The organism is Dyella sp., from assembly GCF_035503745.1.
GTDB lineage: Bacteria > Pseudomonadota > Gammaproteobacteria > Xanthomonadales > Rhodanobacteraceae > Dyella_B.
In genome coordinates this window covers 118,719-134,044 of the sequence record NZ_DATJTC010000025.1, presented here as the reverse complement: position 1 = coordinate 134,044, position 15,326 = coordinate 118,719, and the positions used below count along the sequence as shown (strand labels likewise).

Genomic DNA, 15,326 nt, shown 5'->3' with positions numbered 1-15,326 from the left:
GCGTCCGTCGCCATGCGCTGCGCTGAACGCGGCAGACTAGCAGAACGGGCTCAAACGTGGGCTGGCACGTGGGTCGGCGACGACGGGCCGCCGTCCGCCCGGGGACAGCGTCTCAGCGCACCGGACACGCCGGCACGCTGCCAGCCGCCAGCGATGGCGCCACACTCGCGATCTGTTCGGCCAGTTCGCCCAGCGCCTGCTGATGGCCGGCCACCAGGCCCGGGTAACCGGCCCCTACGTTCTCGTTGATCCGGCTGCTGCAGGTCAGGACGGCCTCGCCCTTCAACGGGCGGATCGTCCAGGTGGCCTCCAGCAGCGCATAGTTGCCCGGCGAGGAATCGAACCGGTTCACATCGACCTTGATGCGCAACACCGGCTTGCCATCCACGGACAAACCGCCGCTGATGTCCTGCGCATGCAAGCGGCGCGACAGGTCCGCCGACAATGCACTGCGCACTTCGTCGGCCAATGGCGCGATCCAGCGCTCGCCATCGAGCAGGTCCACCGCCTGCCCGCCCTGGCGCACCACCAGCTGCGGCACGTCGTCCTGCGCCGGAACGCCGACGGGCAGCAGTTGGAACTGGAACGACGCCGGCGGCACGCCGCCGGCGGCCGGTGCGGTGTCCGGCGCGGGAACCAGCGTGTAGTAGTGCACGGGCGCAGAGGAACACGCCGCCAAGGCCGCCGCAGCGAGCGCCGCCACCACAGGTCGTACACGAATCATGGCTTGCTCCCTTGCGATGGCGTGGCGGCAGGTGCGGCGGCGGGCGCCGGGGCGGTCTGTGCCGGCGGCGCATCGGCGCCGCGGCCACGGATCAGCGCACTGGGATGGGCGCTGAGGTAATCGGTCAGCGCGCGCAGCGAACGGGCCATGCGCTGCAGCTGCTCCAGCGTGCTGCCAAGGTTCTGCTGCAGCGGCGAGTCGGCGGACAAGGCGCTGTTGGCCGTACCGAGGGTCTGGTTGGCGCCCTTGAGCGTGTTGCGGAACGCCGGCAGCACCTCGCCGTTGACCTGCTTGAGCGTCTTATCGAGCTCGGCCAGCGAATTATTGAGGTTGTTGCCGATGCTGTCGAAGGGAATCTTCTGGAGCTTGTCCACAATCTGCGCCAGCTGCTCCTGCAGCTTGTCGAAATTGCCCGGCGCGGTGGGAATTTCGATCGGCCGCGCATCCGGATCGTAGGTGGCCTTGGGCGGGTTCGGCAGGAAATCGAGCGAAATGAACAACTGGCCGGTCAGCAGATTGCCGACTTTCGCCTGCGCGCGCAGGCCGTGTGCCACCAAGGTACCCATCATGTGCGACAGATCGTCGTTGTCGCCTTTGGACTTGGCCTGCGCGAGCAGTTTTTCGTGCGCCTTGCCCAGGCGATCCGGATACACCACCGCGCCGACGTAGATCGGGAAGCGTCCGGTCTTCTGGTCGTAATCCATGCGGATCGACACCACGTTGCCGATGTTGATGCCCAGGAATTCCACCGGCGCGTTCACGGCCAAGCCACGCACGGGCTGGTCGAAGCGCATGCGGATGTAATGCGGCGGGCCATCCGGCGGCGCCATCGCTTTATCTTGCGTGTCGAACAAGGTGAAGCTTGCGTTCTCCGCCGCCGAGGCGGTGTTCGGGTGAGGACCCGGCGCATCGAGAAACGCAACCCCGCCGGCCAGCACCGTGGCCAGCGACTGCGTGTTGAGCTTCAGGCCGTCGGCACCCAGCGACACATCCACGCCGCTGGCATTCCAGAAGCGCGAATCGGCGGTCACGAATTTGTCGTAGGGGTGCTCGATGAAGATCTGCAGCGAGACGCCCTTGCCGTCGTCATTGAGCCGATAGGAAGCGACACGCCCCACCTGGATACGCCGGAAATACACCGGCGAACCGATATCCAGCGAGCCCAGGTCGCCCGATTGCAGGATGAAGCTGCGGCCCTGCGCGTCGTGCGTCACCGAGGGCGGATTTTCAAGGCCCGTGAAGTCGGTTTGCGGCTGCGTGGAATCGCCCACGTCCACGCCGATGAAGGAACCGGACAGCAGCGTATCGATGCCCGACACGCCACCCAGCCCGATGCGCGGACGCACCACCCAGAAGCGCGAATCGGACACCGCGATGCTGGACGCACTTTTCTCCAGGTCGACCTTGACGATCACCTTGTGATGATCGGGCGTGAGGCGGATGGTGGTCACCTTGCCGACCACCACGTCCTTGTATTTCACCACCGTCTTGCCGGGCTCCAGGCCCTGGGCGGTCTGGAAGCTGATGTAGATGACCGGGCCGCGCTGCACCCAGGCATTGATGACCAGCGACAGGCCCACCAGCGCCGCCACCGCCGGCACCAGCCAGATCAGCGAGGGGCTGACGCGACGCCGCCGCACCACCGGTTCGGGCAGGTCGCCCTGGATACTTGGTTTGGTTTGGTCAGTCATCTTCGTCCTTGCAATCCCAGATCAGGCGCTGGTCGAAACTCATCGCCGCCAGCATGGTAAGTACCACGGTCAGGCCGAAATAAACCACGCCCGGCAAAGGCTCCACCTCGCTGAAAAACCCAAACTGCACCAGCGCGGTGAGCAGCGATACGACGAATACGTCCAGCATGGACCAGTAGCCGATCAGCTCCACCAGCCGGTACAGCTTCGCACGCTGCGTGCGCGCCCAGTTGGTGCCGCAATGCACGGTCAGCAGCAAGGTAGCCATGACCAGGAATTTCAGCATCGGCACCACGATGCTGGCCGTGAATACGATAACCGCAAGGTCGGGCGAGCCCTTCACCCACAGCTCCACGACGCCGCTCAGGATGGTGTTGTCGTCGGCGTCGCCCAGGCTCGCCGTGCGCATGATCGGCAGGAAGTTGGCCGGAATGTAGAAAATGAACGCGGCGATCAGCAGCGCCCAGGTGCGCGCGCGGCTGCCCGGCACGCGCCGGTGCAAAGCGCTCTCGCAGCGCGGACAGACCCCTTCCGGCAAACCGGTGTCGCGGCAGACCAGTCCGCAGACATGGCAACCGATCAAGCCCAGCTCGTGCGCGCGCGGCAATGCGCGGCTCATGGCGCGGCCTGCGGGATCTTGTCCCACAACTGACGCATGTCGATGCCGGAAAAAACGGTGATCAAAAGCGCCAGCGCGGCATAGGCAAACGCCCCGGCATCGGCGGTGACGTCGAAATACAATTGCGCCTTGACGATCGACACCAGGATGCCAAGCACGAATACCTCGCTCATCGTCCAGGGTGCGATGTAGTGCAGGATCACCATCAGACGCCGGAAGCCGGGCGCGCGCCGTCCGCGCCGCCCGTAGGCGAGCAGCCAGCCCAGCAGCAGCATTTTGCACAGCGGGAAAAAGAACAGCGTGCCCGCGGCCAGCACCGCCACGATCTGCGACTGCCGCTCCCACATCATGATGATGATGCCCCACAGCGTGGCATGGATCTGCGTGCCATTGAGCCCCAGCGTGATGATCGGCCAGACATTGGCCTGCACGAACACCACCATCACCGTCAGCACCAGCGCGAACATGGCATCCAGCCCGATCCGCTGGTGTCGCTCCAGCACCGCGTGGCAGCGCTGGCAGCGCGCCACCTCACCCCGCGCCAGCGGACGGCGGCGATAGACCGTATCGCAGTGCTCGCAGATCAGCAGCGCCGAGGCGAACGCTTGCTGGGTGTCGTCGGCGCGGGTAATGGGTTGACTCATGTTCGCGATTCTCGCAAATCCTCGATGACCGTGCCTGCACCAAATGCGCCCTGATCCATTTTAGGTAGGCGGCATGATGCGCATGCATCGCCTGAATGGGTTTCCCTTGATCGGTCAAGGTCGGTCCTGTCTGTCAGCATCCCTTGATATGCTCGGCCAAGCCCCGATGTGTCGGGGGACAATCTTGGGAGCCTGTTTGTGAACGCCACCGTGACCTCGCATATTTTCGATGTGGATCAGAACAACTTCGAAGCCGAGGTGCTGCAGGCGTCGCTCGACACCCCGGTCCTGGTGGATTTCTGGGCGACCTGGTGCGGTCCGTGCAAATCGCTGGGGCCGATGCTGGAAAAGCTGGCCAACGAATACAACGGTGCCTTCCGCCTGGGCAAGGTAGACGTGGACAAGAACCAGGATTTGGCGGGCGTATTTGGCATCCGCAGCATTCCCACCGTCATGCTGGTCAAAGACGGGCAGATTTTGGATGGCTTTGCCGGCGCCCTGCCCGAGGGTCAGCTGCGCGAGTTCCTTTCCCGCCACCTGCAGCCGCTGGACGGCGCTGCCGATGAAGCGCCCGAACAAGCGTTGCCCGAATCCCCCGAACAGGCCATCAACCGGCTGCAACAGGCGATGGCCGCCGAACCGGAACGCGCCGAACTCAAGCTCGACCTGGCCATTGCGCTGGCGCAAGCGGGCCAAGCATCGGCGGCTGAAACCGAGCTCAATGCCCTGCCCGCCCATCTCGCCACGGACGCGCGCGCGGTTCGCCTGCGCAACCAGCTCGATCTTGCCCGTTCGCTCGAAGGCGCACCCGCGCTGGAAACGCTGCAACATCGCGTACAGGCCAACCCACAGGACTGGGAAGCGCACGACCTGCTAGGGGTGCGCCTGCTGCTTGGCAACGATCCTGGCGCAGGTCTTGAGCATTGGCTGCTGTTGTTGGAGAAAGCCCGTGACTGGAACGAAGGCCACGCCAAGAAACGCCTGCTGGCGGCTTTCAATACGCTCGATGACGCCGAACTGGTGAGCCGCTATCGCCGGCGCATGGCCTCGCTGCTGTTCTAAACGCTGCAAAGGGCTTTCGCACCAGGGCGGCAGCATCCATACGGATGAGTATGGTAGGCTGCGCGAAGCCCCTCCCTGGATGCTTCGATGCGCGCCGCCACCTTCCGCCGGCTGCTGAACCTCTGGCCGCCGTTTTTCTTCAACAGCATTCGCCTGCTCAGCCTGGATGAACACTACACCGAGGCGCGCGTGGTGCTGCGCCTGCGCCCCTGGAACCGCAACTACGTGCGCACGCAGTTCGGCGGCAATTTGTTCGCGATGGCCGATCCGTTCTGGATGCTGTTGATCCTTCAGCACCTGGGCAAGGACCACTACGTGTGGGACAAGGCCGGCGCGATCGATTTTGTCGCACCCGGACGCGCCGACGTCTACGCGCACTTCAAACTCGAACCGGGTGTGATCGACGAACTGCGCGCCGCGGCCGCCGGCGGCGAGAAAGTGCTGCGCTGGTTCGAGATCCCGCTCAAGACCGACAGCGGCGAAGTTGTCGCACTCGTGCGCAAGCAGATCTACGTGCGCCTGAAACCGCGCGAGCGCTAGGGATGCTCTGACTAGTGCTTGGCCCCATCAAGTAAAATTCAAAGTGCTGGGGCCCGCCCTGTCTGTCCGCACGCCTTCGGTCCATCGTCTTGACAGACAGCCCGTCTGCCGGCGCCGATGGCCCTGTGGCCTGCGAACAGACAGCGCTGGTGACACCTGCCAAGAATTAATCAGAGCACCCCTAGGCATCCATCGCCGGCATCGCGGCGCGGCGGGAAGGATGCCGCCGTCGATGTTCAACTCCGCGTTGGCGTCCCGAACGCGCGATGGTGTCCCGGGCACCCCACCCGCCCAAGTGTCCGATGCCGTTTTTGCGTAACGGTTGCCCATCCTTATGTGCGCCAGTGCCGGTCCCCTACAATGAGCCTCCCCTCCTGCCGCCCGTAGCCCCCATGTCGCGGTTTCGCCTGAAACGTTATCTATTTACCGGACTACTGACCTTCCTGCCGCTGTGGGTCACTTGGCTGGTCTTCAAATTCATATTCAACTTGCTCGCCGACCTGGGCGCGCCGCTGGTGGCCGGCGTGGTCGCGGCCCTGAATCTGTGGGAGCCGCGCATCGCCGCGCAGCTCAATCAAAGCTGGATGATCTACGCGCTGGCGTTGCTGCTTACGCTGACCGCGCTGTACCTGATCGGCTTTCTCGCCACCCGCGTGATCGGCCAGCGCCTGCTGCATGCCTTCGACACCCTGCTGCAGCGTATTCCGCTGGTGCAGACCATCTATGGCGGCACCAAGAAACTGATGGCGGTGCTGCAGAAGAAACCCAGCGGGCTGCAACGCGTGGTACTGGTGGATTTTCCGCGCAAGGGCATGAAGGTGGTGGGCCTGGTCACGCGCGTGATGATCGAGGAAGGCACCGGCCGCGAGATGGCCGCCGTCTACATTCCCACTACGCCCAATCCCACCGGCGGTTATCTGGAAGTGGTGCCGGTGGAAGAACTGACGCCCACCGACTGGACCATGGACCAGGCCATGGCTTTCATCATTTCCGGCGGTGCGGTGGCACCGGAAACCTTGCCGGCGCCGCCCGGCACGTTATCGGCGCAAACACCCGGGGATCATGCATGAGCGCATTGTCGAGGCTGCTGTTGGTTGTATTGGGAATCACCGCCATGAGCGCTCACGCCGCAGGCCCGCACGACACCGACTGGACCACGCCCGCGGAAACCTCGCACTTTCGCACTACGCCCAGTTACGCGCAGACGCTGGCCTATCTTGAACGCTTGCAGCAGGCCGCACCCGGCAAGATCAAGCTGGAAACCTTCGGCATCACGCCACGCGGAAGGCCGATGACGGTGGTGATCGCCAGCAGCGACGGCACCTTTACGCCCGAGGCCGCGCGCGCCGCGCACAAACCCATCGTGTTGCTGCAGGCGGGCATCCATCCCGGCGAAATCGAGGGGAAGGACGCAGGCCTCATGCTGCTGCGCGATATCGCCGTCACCGACAAGTATCCGCACCTGCTCGATCGCGTGGTGCTGGTGTACATCCCGGTCTTCAGCGTGGACGGCCACGAAAACAGCTCGCCGTACAACCGCATCAACCAGAACGGCCCCGAGCGCATGGGCTTTCGCGCCCAGTCGCAATACCTCAACCTCAACCGCGACTACATCAAGGCCGACGCACCGGAAATGCAGGCGTGGCTGAAGCTGTGGCAGAAGTGGCTGCCGGATTTCCTCATCGACGTGCACACCACCGACGGCGCCGATTACCAGTACGACCTGACCTGGTACACCGAGGATCCGCACAAGCTCGATCCGGCGATCGACGCATGGCAGCACAAGACCATCGTGGACGAAGCCATGCCGGCGTATGAAAAACACGGCCATCTCGCCTCGATCTACCTGGAATTCAAGGACGGCCGCGACCCGCGCAAGGGCATCGAGAATTTCGGTTCCGGCCCACGCTTCTCCACCGGCTACGCCGCGCTGCAAAACCGCCCGGCATTGCTGATCGAAACGCACATGCTCAAGTCCTACGCGGTGCGCGTCTACGCGGTCTATGATCTGGTGCACCTGCTACTTGAGGACATCGACCGCGACCCCGGCGCGTTGCTTGCCGCCACCGCCAAGGCCGATGCCGACACCATCGCGCGAGCCCAGGATCCCACCGCGCGGGTGCCGCTGACGTTCAAGCTTGATCCTGTCCCCACGCCGTACGAGCTGAAAGGCTATGCGTTTACGCAGACGCACAGCGAGATCTCCAACGACATCTGGATCCAGTACGATCCGACGCGGCCGCAAACCTACCGCATCGACAACTGGAACAAGCTGCTGCCGGATCTTTCGATCACGCCGCCGGCCGCCTATGTGGTGCCCGGCGAATGGACGTCCATCATCCAGAAGCTCGACGAACACGGCATCGCGTATCGCCGCATTGGCCATCCGATGAAGCAGGTGGATGCCACCGCTTACCGGCTGGACGATCCGCAATGGGCCAGCAAGCCGTTCGAAGGCCGCCTGATGCTGCGCAGCTTCACCCTGCGTGCGGTGCCCACGGAGGTGACGCTGCCGGCAGGCTCGGTGATCGTGCCGATGAACCAGCGCGCCGCCAACGTCGCCATCGCGTTGCTGGAACCGCAGGCACCCGATTCGCTGCTGCGCTGGGGCTTCCTTAACGCCATTTTCGAGACCAAGGAATACGGCGAACCGCGCGTGCTGGAAAAACTGGCGCGCGACATGCTGGCCAAGGATCCCAAGCTCAAGACCGAGTTCGAGCAGAAGCTGCACGACGACCCCGCGTTCGCCGCCGACAGCCGTGCGCGACTGGCGTTCTTCTTCGAGCGTTCGCCCTGGTACACCGTGCAGAACGTCGGTGCGTATCCAGTACTGCGGCTTGATGCCGCGCAGTTGGGGATTCTTGGTACGAAGTAGGCCGCAAACGCCTGCTTGCAGGGGCCGTCCGAAGATGTTTCGGCGATGGCGTACCGCTGTCCTTCCGGTCCACCTGCACGACCCCTGACCTTTGACACTGTGGCGCTCATGACCTATGGCCTAGCTTGGGCGGTCATGGCCGGGATACGGGGACATTCCACAGGAACGGCCGGCACAACCACCGCGCCTGCGGGCGATTCGTTGAAACCATCGAGGGATATCCATGACCTACAAACACTTGAAGCCTCTGGTGCTCGCCGCGAGCGTCACCCTGGCACTGGCCGCCTGCGGCAAGCAGGAGTCGGCCCAGGCCCCCGCCCCTGCGCCGGCCCGCGCCTCCACCGCCCCGGCCGCCCCGGCCGCCGCGTCCACCGCCGCCAGCGCCGCCAAGCCGACCAGCGTCTTCAACGTGGCCGAGCTGGATAACGGCATCAACGCCTGCCAGGACTTCAACGGTTTCGTCAACGCCAAGTGGATCGCCGCCAACCCGATTCCGAACGACCGCACCCGCTGGGGCGCGTTTGACCAGCTGGCCGAAAAGAGCCTCAACACCCAGCACGACATCGTCGATGCCGCTGCCAAGAACGTCGCGCAGGCAAAGGCTGGCTCGATCGAGCAGAAGATCGGCTACCTGTACCAGGCCGGCATGGACCAGGATGCGCGCGACAAAGCCGGCTTCGACCCGATCAAGCCGCAGCTGGACAAGATCGCCGCGCTCAAGAACAGCGCCGACGTCGTGTCCTTCATCGACGACAGCTTCGCCCAAGGCGACCAGCAAGTGTTCAACTTCGGCTCCGGCGCCGACTTCAAGGACGCCAAGATCCAGATCGGTTTCGCCAACCAGTCGGGCCTGGGCCTGCCCACACCCGACTACTACACCAATCCCAAGCAGGCCGACATCCGCGAGGCGTACAAGGCCTACATCGCCAAGTCGCTGACCCTGGTAGGTGTGACCGATGCGGACGCCAAGAAGCAGGCCGACGAAGTGCTGGCGTTCGAAACCCAACTGGCCAAGAGCTCGCTCTCGCCCACCGAGTTGCGCGACCTGGATAACGAATACCACTTCGTCAGTGTGGGTCAGGCCGACAAGGTGACGCCGCACTTCAACTGGGAGAAATTCTTCAGCGCCCAGGGCCTGACCATCGACAAGGGCTTCTCGCTGTCGCAGCCGAAGTTCTTCGCCGAATTCGACAAGCTGCTCGCTTCGGCACCCATCGCGCAGTGGCAGGCATACCTGCGCTTCCACGCGGTCGACGATGCCTCGCCGTACCTCAGCACCGCCTTCCAGGACAATCGCTTCGACTTCTACGGCAAGACCCTCGCCGGCCAGCCGGAACAGAAGCCGCTGTGGAAACGCGTGCTCGGCACGGTCAACAGCTCCATGGGCGAAGCGCTGGGCCAGCTGTACGTGGCCAAGGAGTTCACCCCCGAAGCCAAGCAGCGCGCCGAAGAGCTGGTGACCAACGTGCGCGCCGCGCTGAAGGATCGTATCGAGCATCTGGACTGGATGAGCGATGCCACCAAGCAGAAGGCGATCGACAAGTGGAACAAGTTCCTGCCCAAGATCGGCTATCCGGACCACTGGCGCAGCTGGGACGGCCTGGATGTCAAACAGGGCAATTTCTACGGCGACGTGATGGCCGCCGCCAAATTCAACTACGACTGGGACATCGGCCACATCGGCAAGCCGACCGACCGCACCGAGTGGGGCATGACGCCGCAGACGGTCAACGCCTACTACGACCCCAGCACCAACACTATCAACTTCCCGGCCGCGATCCTGCAGGCGCCGTTCTTCTATGCCAACGGCGACGACGCGATCAACTACGGCGGCATCGGCGCGGTGATCGGCCACGAATCCAGCCATGGCTTCGACGACCAGGGATCGCAGTTCGACGGTGACGGCAACAAGGCCGACTGGTGGACGGCGCAAGACAAGGCGAAGTTCAAGGAACGCACCGGCAAGCTGGTCGAGCAGTTCAACGATTACGCGCCACTCAAGGACAAGCCTGACGTGCACGTCAACGGCCAGCTGACCCTGGGCGAGAACATCGCCGACCTCGGCGGCCTCAATGTGGCCTATGAGGCGCTGCAGGACGCACTGAAGAAAAACCCGTCCGAAGCGCAGGAGAAGATCGACGGCTACACCCAGGACCAGCGCTTCTTCCTGAGCTGGGCACGGGTGTGGCGCAACAACACGCGCGAGAAGCAGGCACTGCTGTACCTGAACATCGACCCGCACGCACCCGCATCGCTGCGCGCGATCGGCGCACCGTCGAACATGACCGCCTTCGCCGAAGCCTTCCAGTGCAAGCCGACCGACCCGATGGTCCGCTCCGGCGACAAGCAAGTGAAGATCTGGTAATCCACGCGCCCGCGGCGCTATCGGCCGCGGTTGGAAAGTCCGAAGCCCCACATGGCCACATGTGGGGCTTTTTTTGCGCCACGCGCCGGCGAGGCCTACCAGGCTGTGCCGGAGGCCATCTTCACAACTTTGTAATAGCATGTGATAATAACAACGATTCGCATTTACTCGAACGTGATGGGGCAGCAAGCGGGATGGAGGTGGTCGCGGGCAGCGCGCCTGGCGGCCCATTCATGCGAGCCAACCACGTTGTTCGGGCTCCCTTCAACTTATTGATAGCCCACCATGCCCGCCCATTTCCGCACATCTCCCCTTCAAGCTGCCCTGCTTCTGGCCCTCACGGTTCCCGCCCTGGGCCATGCGCAAACCACCAGCACCGGCACCAGCTCCAACCCCGCCAGCCCCTCCAGCAACAGCACCCACCCCGCTACGCAGCCGCCCAATCCCGGCAAGCCCGAAACGCTCGACTCCGTACATGTGACCGGTAGCGTGCTGGGCAACGACTACGACACCGACACCTCCACCGTCGGCGCGAAGATCCCCACCTCCCTGCGCGACATTCCGCAAACCGTGGTGGTGGTCAATCGCGACCTGATGGAGGCCCAGGGCGCGACCTCGCTGCAGGATGCGCTGCGCAATGTCCCGGGTATCACCATCGGCGGTGCCGAAGGCGGCCAGATCGGCAACAACATCAATTTGCGCGGCTTCACGGCGCGCACGGACATCTACCTCGACGGTTTCCGCGACCCGGGTCAGTACTATCGCGACACCTTCGACCTGTCGGCGATCGAGGTGCTCAAGGGCCCCTCGTCCATGCTGTTCGGCCGCGGCTCGACTGGCGGGGTGATCAACCAGGTATCCAAGGAACCGCAGTTGACCCCGTTCGGCGAAATCACCGCCACCGTCGGCACCAGCGACCGCTTCCGTTCCACCGCCGACATCAACGAGCCGCTGTCGGCCACCTCGGCCGTGCGCGTAAATGTGTACGGCCAGGACATGCAGACCACCCGCAACGTGCAGGAGAACCAGGACAGCGGCATCGCCCCCTCCGTGCGCTTTGGCATCGGCACGCCCACGCAGATCACCTTGTCCGCGCTGATCCAGCGCAACCACGACATGCCCGACTACGGCCTGCCGCCGGTCAACGGCCATCCGGCGGACGTGAGCTACCGCAACTGGTATGGCCTCACCGACGACCGCACCAACCAGTACGTCAACGAATTCAACGCGCGCATCGAGCACAGTTTCTCCGACAACATGAACCTGCGCAGCCAGCTCGACTACAGCGACTACACCACCGATGCACGCGAAACCGCCGCCAACAGCGTAGTGACCGCCGGCGGCGTGACGCTCAACAAGACGCTGGGCAATCCCACCGACCTGCCGCTGCAGGATCTGTTCGTGCAATTGGCCAGCCACGACCGCGTCATCCACGACAAGATCCTGGACAGCCAGACCGACCTCACCACCAAGTTCGACACCGGCAGCCTGCAGCACACGCTGGTCACCGGCGTGGAACTGGCGCGCGAGACTTACGACAACCAAGGTTATACGCGCAACGGATTGCCGCTGCTCTCGCTGGTCGATCCCGTGCAGGAAGCCACGCCGTCCAATGTCACCACGACTGTCGGCAACCATGCGCAATCGGTCGGCAAGACCGCGGCGGTGTACGCCAACGATTCGATCCGGCTCAACGATCAATGGATGGTGGTCGCAGGCGTGCGTCGCGACGAATTTGACGCGCACATCAGCAACACGGTGTCGCTGCCGTCCTACGCGCAGCAGACGGTGTACTTCACCAGCGTGCGCGGCGGCGTGATCTACCAGCCCAGCGAGAAGCAGTCCTACTACGTTTCCTACGGCACCTCGTTCGATCCCTCGCTGGAGCAGCTCACGCTCACCAACGGCACGCAGGATCTGGCACCGGAGAAAAACCGCTCCTACGAGATCGGCGGCAAGTGGAATCTGCTGGACGATACGCTGTCGATCACCTCGGCACTGTACAACCTCGAACAAACCAACGCGCGCTCGGAAACCTCGTCCGGCGAATACACGCTGGACGGTGACATTCGCGTGCGCGGCGCGGAATTGGGCGCAGTCGGACACATCACCAAGAACTGGCAGATCTTCTCCGGCTACAGCTACATGGACGGCAAGGTAGTCAAGGCGGTGGACGGCACCCAGGGCAACGTCCCGGCCAATACGCCACGCAACACCTTTACCACCTGGACGACCTACACCTTCGCGCAAAACTGGGAAGCAGGCGGCGGCCCCACCTACATGTCGCAACGCTACGCGGCCAACACCGACATGGTCAGCGTCGGCGGCTACACGCGCTGGGATGCCACCCTGGCGTACCATCAGCCGCATTACGACATCCGCCTCAACGTGATCAATCTCACCGACAAGCGCTATTTCGATGCATTGATCCAGTCGGACGGCGGCCGTTCGGTACCGGGCATCGGCCGCACCGAAATGGTGACGTTCACCTATAAATTCTGACGGAGTACAGCGCAATGCTGGTGCACGTGCCCGCCCTGCTCAACCACGAACAACTGGCGCATTTCCACCGTCAGCTGGATGCCGGCGATGCGCCATGGGTGGACGGGCGCGTCACCGCCGGGCACCAGGGCATCCACGTCAAGCAGAACCAGCAGATCGCGGAAGGTTCACCCCTCGCGCGGGAGCTGGGCGACATTGTGCTGGCCGCGCTGGAACGGCATCCGCTGTTCATCAGCGCGGCGTTGCCGCATCGCGTGTATCCGCCGATGTTCAACCGCTATCAAGGCGGCATGCATTTCGGCAGCCACGTCGATGGCTCGGTGCGCCTGCTGCCCGGCACCGGCGAGAAGATCCGCACCGATCTCTCCGCCACGCTTTTCCTGATGCCGCCGGATAGCTACGACGGCGGCGAACTGTTGATCGAAGACACCTACGGCACGCAGACCGTCAAACTCGCCGCCGGCGACATGATCCTCTACCCGGCCAGCAGCCTGCACCGCGTCAACCCCGTCACCCGGGGAACCCGGTTGGCGTGTTTTTTCTGGGTGCAAAGCATGGTGCGTGACGACGGCCAGCGCACCTTGTTGTTCGATCTGGATAGCGCGATCCAGCGGCTGGCCGCCACCGGCGCGGATGAATCGGCGCGCACGCACCTTACCGGCTGCTATCACAACCTGCTGAGGATGTGGTCCAACCTATAGGGAACCCGGGGCGCGGCGCCATAAGGGTTGCCCTGCGCATTCCACCTTGGCGGGCGCCCCGGTTTCAACGACCGATTTTGCCCACCCCGCGCTCCCGCATTCGCATGTTTCGCCGGCCGGAATGCCCCGGCGATTTCTTGACGCACGTCATAGTTCCGCCGACGGGCGGCCATGGTTTCCCGACGAACGGCATATCTTGTAGGCATAGGCCTACCCTAGAATGAGCCCACAAGGGATTGACTTCTGTCCGTTTAGTTTTTCCGCGGGATGGCCATCGCCGCCCAGGACGAGCTGGCAACGAAGGAGACCATCCCTGCGGGGTCTTTAAAGGGGTATCAAACGATCTTTCGGGCACCGCCAGCGCAGACGGGGCCAGCCCGGTCGTTCCAGAGGGGAAGATGTATGCGCACAGCGCGTCCGTACCGAACTACCGCGACCGGTTTCACCTTGATCGAACTGGTTGTCGTCATTGGGATCATCGCGATCTTCATGCTCTACGGCATGCCGCAGTACAAGAGCGTCACGACCCAAAACCGGATGGCGGGCGAGATCAACGATCTTGCCAATGACGTGGAGGTGGCACGCTCCACCGCCATTTCATCGGGCCTTTCGGTGGTCATCTGCCCGTCTGCCGCGCCGACTGCGGCTACGCCAAGCTGCAGCGGAAGCAACAATTGGGCAACCGGCTGGATCGTTTTCACCGATGCGGGGAATAACCAGACCTTCAACACCACCGGCGATACCCTCGTCCATATTCATACGGCGCTGAGTACCGACACGCTTACCGGATCGGCCAGCGACGCTGTCGCCGGCCCATACACCGGAGATGTGGCGCTGCTGGAATTCAACCGCATGGGCGGTGCGTCCAACGGCACCGGCACCAACGGCACGCCCTATACAGCCCTGAGCCTGCACGATTCGAGCAATACGTCGACCTGGCAGCGATGCGTGATCGTTTCCGGCGTAGGTACCAGCACCATCGCCTCCAACGCATCGCCCGGCACGCTCAATTCCACCACCCTGACCGGCGCCAATTGCCCATGACTCGCATCGCACCCCGTCTATCGCGTGGCTTCTCCTTGCTTGAGGTGCTGATCGCCGTGGTCGTTCTTTCGATCGGCCTGATCGGCGTTGCCGCCATGGGCGCCACGGCCATCGTCAATACACACTCTTCGCAAGAAGAGTCGCTGATGGCGGCGCAGGCGCGCAGCATTGCAGACGCCATGCAGGCCAATTATGGCTATTGGGGGGTGGCGGGCAGTGCGCCGGCCAGCCTTGCCGTAGCGTCTTCCACCTTGAGCGACAGCACCCTTGAGGGCATCACTACCAATTGCAGTTCAAGCACCTGCACCCCGCAGGCCCTGGCCAGCTACGATCTCAAATCCTGGGGCAAGGAATTGAGCGCTCAGATGTCCGGCGCGCAGGGGCAAATCAATTGCATTTCTGGTGCGCCGGTCATTTGCACTATCCGGGTGACGTGGACGCCGCAGTCTTCGGTGGCACTCAACAGCGGTACGCAAGATACCTCGCCGGCTACTGCCGCTACGGTTGGTTACACGATTACCAACCAGATTTCCAACCACCAATACTACTAGTGGCCATC

At 63.6% G+C, this 15,326-nt stretch carries 13 protein-coding genes; 9 read left to right on the top strand and 4 right to left on the bottom strand.

What is annotated here, in order from left to right:
- Positions 1 to 112: 112 nt before the first annotated feature.
- The 4 genes from VME63_RS09940 to VME63_RS09925 are packed head-to-tail and all read right to left on the bottom strand — an operon-like array spanning position 113 to position 3,678.
- On the bottom strand, positions 113 to 724 hold the full coding sequence (locus VME63_RS09940) for a PqiC family protein (RefSeq protein ID WP_325432782.1): 612 nt from the start codon (positions 722 to 724) through the stop codon (positions 113 to 115).
- Positions 721 to 2,415, bottom strand: a complete 1,695-nt coding sequence (locus tag VME63_RS09935; RefSeq protein ID WP_325432780.1) for an intermembrane transport protein PqiB — start codon at positions 2,413 to 2,415, stop codon at positions 721 to 723. Before VME63_RS09935 ends, VME63_RS09940 begins: the two co-directional genes overlap by 4 nt.
- Complete coding sequence (locus tag VME63_RS09930) at positions 2,408 to 3,034, bottom strand: paraquat-inducible protein A (RefSeq protein ID WP_325432778.1); 627 nt, start codon at positions 3,032 to 3,034, stop codon at positions 2,408 to 2,410. Before VME63_RS09930 ends, VME63_RS09935 begins: the two co-directional genes overlap by 8 nt.
- Positions 3,031 to 3,678, bottom strand: a complete 648-nt coding sequence (locus VME63_RS09925; protein WP_325432776.1) for a paraquat-inducible protein A — start codon at positions 3,676 to 3,678, stop codon at positions 3,031 to 3,033. The genes VME63_RS09930 and VME63_RS09925 overlap by 4 nt, the downstream gene beginning before the upstream one ends.
- Positions 3,679 to 3,876: 198 nt before the next feature.
- Between VME63_RS09925 and trxA the strand changes: the two genes are divergently transcribed.
- From trxA to pilV, 9 genes are all read left to right on the top strand, one after another.
- Positions 3,877 to 4,740 (top strand): thioredoxin, encoded by an 864-nt coding sequence (gene trxA / locus VME63_RS09920; RefSeq protein WP_325432774.1) that lies wholly within the window; start codon positions 3,877 to 3,879, stop codon positions 4,738 to 4,740.
- Between the two features lie 87 nt (positions 4,741 to 4,827).
- Positions 4,828 to 5,280 (top strand): DUF4442 domain-containing protein, encoded by a 453-nt coding sequence (locus VME63_RS09915; RefSeq protein ID WP_325432772.1) that lies wholly within the window; start codon positions 4,828 to 4,830, stop codon positions 5,278 to 5,280.
- Positions 5,281 to 5,672: 392 nt separating this feature from the next.
- On the top strand, positions 5,673 to 6,350 hold the full coding sequence (locus VME63_RS09910) for a DUF502 domain-containing protein (protein WP_325432770.1): 678 nt from the start codon (positions 5,673 to 5,675) through the stop codon (positions 6,348 to 6,350).
- A gap of 44 nt (positions 6,351 to 6,394) precedes the next feature.
- Positions 6,395 to 8,155: a M14 family metallopeptidase gene (locus tag VME63_RS09905; protein WP_325432768.1), complete on the top strand. Its 1,761-nt coding sequence runs from the start codon at positions 6,395 to 6,397 to the stop codon at positions 8,153 to 8,155.
- A 223-nt stretch (positions 8,156 to 8,378) separates the two neighbouring features.
- Complete coding sequence (locus VME63_RS09900; RefSeq protein ID WP_325432766.1) at positions 8,379 to 10,520, top strand: M13 family metallopeptidase; 2,142 nt, start codon at positions 8,379 to 8,381, stop codon at positions 10,518 to 10,520.
- A 285-nt stretch (positions 10,521 to 10,805) separates the two neighbouring features.
- Positions 10,806 to 13,022: a TonB-dependent siderophore receptor gene (locus VME63_RS09895; protein WP_325432764.1), complete on the top strand. Its 2,217-nt coding sequence runs from the start codon at positions 10,806 to 10,808 to the stop codon at positions 13,020 to 13,022.
- A gap of 14 nt (positions 13,023 to 13,036) precedes the next feature.
- Positions 13,037 to 13,723 (top strand): Fe2+-dependent dioxygenase, encoded by a 687-nt coding sequence (locus tag VME63_RS09890; RefSeq protein ID WP_325432762.1) that lies wholly within the window; start codon positions 13,037 to 13,039, stop codon positions 13,721 to 13,723.
- Between the two features lie 402 nt (positions 13,724 to 14,125).
- Positions 14,126 to 14,767, top strand: coding sequence for a GspH/FimT family pseudopilin (locus VME63_RS09885; RefSeq protein ID WP_325432760.1), 642 nt, complete (start codon positions 14,126 to 14,128; stop codon positions 14,765 to 14,767).
- A complete protein-coding gene (gene pilV / locus VME63_RS09880) occupies positions 14,668 to 15,318 on the top strand; it encodes a type IV pilus modification protein PilV (protein ID WP_325432758.1) in 651 nt (216 codons plus the stop codon). Before VME63_RS09885 ends, pilV begins: the two co-directional genes overlap by 100 nt.
- Positions 15,319 to 15,326: the final 8 nt, after the last annotated feature.

Excerpts from the sequence above, each read along its gene's own strand:
- VME63_RS09905 (WP_325432768.1), top strand. The coding sequence starts at position 6,395 with ATGAGCGCTCACGCCGCAGGCCCGCACGACACCGACTGGACCACGCCC.
- VME63_RS09895 (WP_325432764.1), top strand. The coding sequence starts at position 10,806 with ATGCCCGCCCATTTCCGCACATCTCCCCTTCAAGCTGCCCTGCTTCTG.
- VME63_RS09930 (WP_325432778.1), bottom strand. The coding sequence starts at position 3,034 with ATGAGCCGCGCATTGCCGCGCGCGCACGAGCTGGGCTTGATCGGTTGC.
- VME63_RS09910 (WP_325432770.1), top strand. The coding sequence starts at position 5,673 with ATGTCGCGGTTTCGCCTGAAACGTTATCTATTTACCGGACTACTGACC.
- VME63_RS09915 (WP_325432772.1), top strand. The coding sequence starts at position 4,828 with ATGCGCGCCGCCACCTTCCGCCGGCTGCTGAACCTCTGGCCGCCGTTT.
- VME63_RS09925 (WP_325432776.1), bottom strand. The coding sequence starts at position 3,678 with ATGAGTCAACCCATTACCCGCGCCGACGACACCCAGCAAGCGTTCGCC.
- VME63_RS09935 (WP_325432780.1), bottom strand. The coding sequence starts at position 2,415 with ATGACTGACCAAACCAAACCAAGTATCCAGGGCGACCTGCCCGAACCG.
- pilV (WP_325432758.1), top strand. The coding sequence starts at position 14,668 with ATGCGTGATCGTTTCCGGCGTAGGTACCAGCACCATCGCCTCCAACGC.
- VME63_RS09900 (WP_325432766.1), top strand. The coding sequence starts at position 8,379 with ATGACCTACAAACACTTGAAGCCTCTGGTGCTCGCCGCGAGCGTCACC.
- VME63_RS09885 (WP_325432760.1), top strand. The coding sequence starts at position 14,126 with ATGCGCACAGCGCGTCCGTACCGAACTACCGCGACCGGTTTCACCTTG.
- VME63_RS09940 (WP_325432782.1), bottom strand. The coding sequence starts at position 724 with ATGATTCGTGTACGACCTGTGGTGGCGGCGCTCGCTGCGGCGGCCTTG.
- VME63_RS09890 (WP_325432762.1), top strand. The coding sequence starts at position 13,037 with ATGCTGGTGCACGTGCCCGCCCTGCTCAACCACGAACAACTGGCGCAT.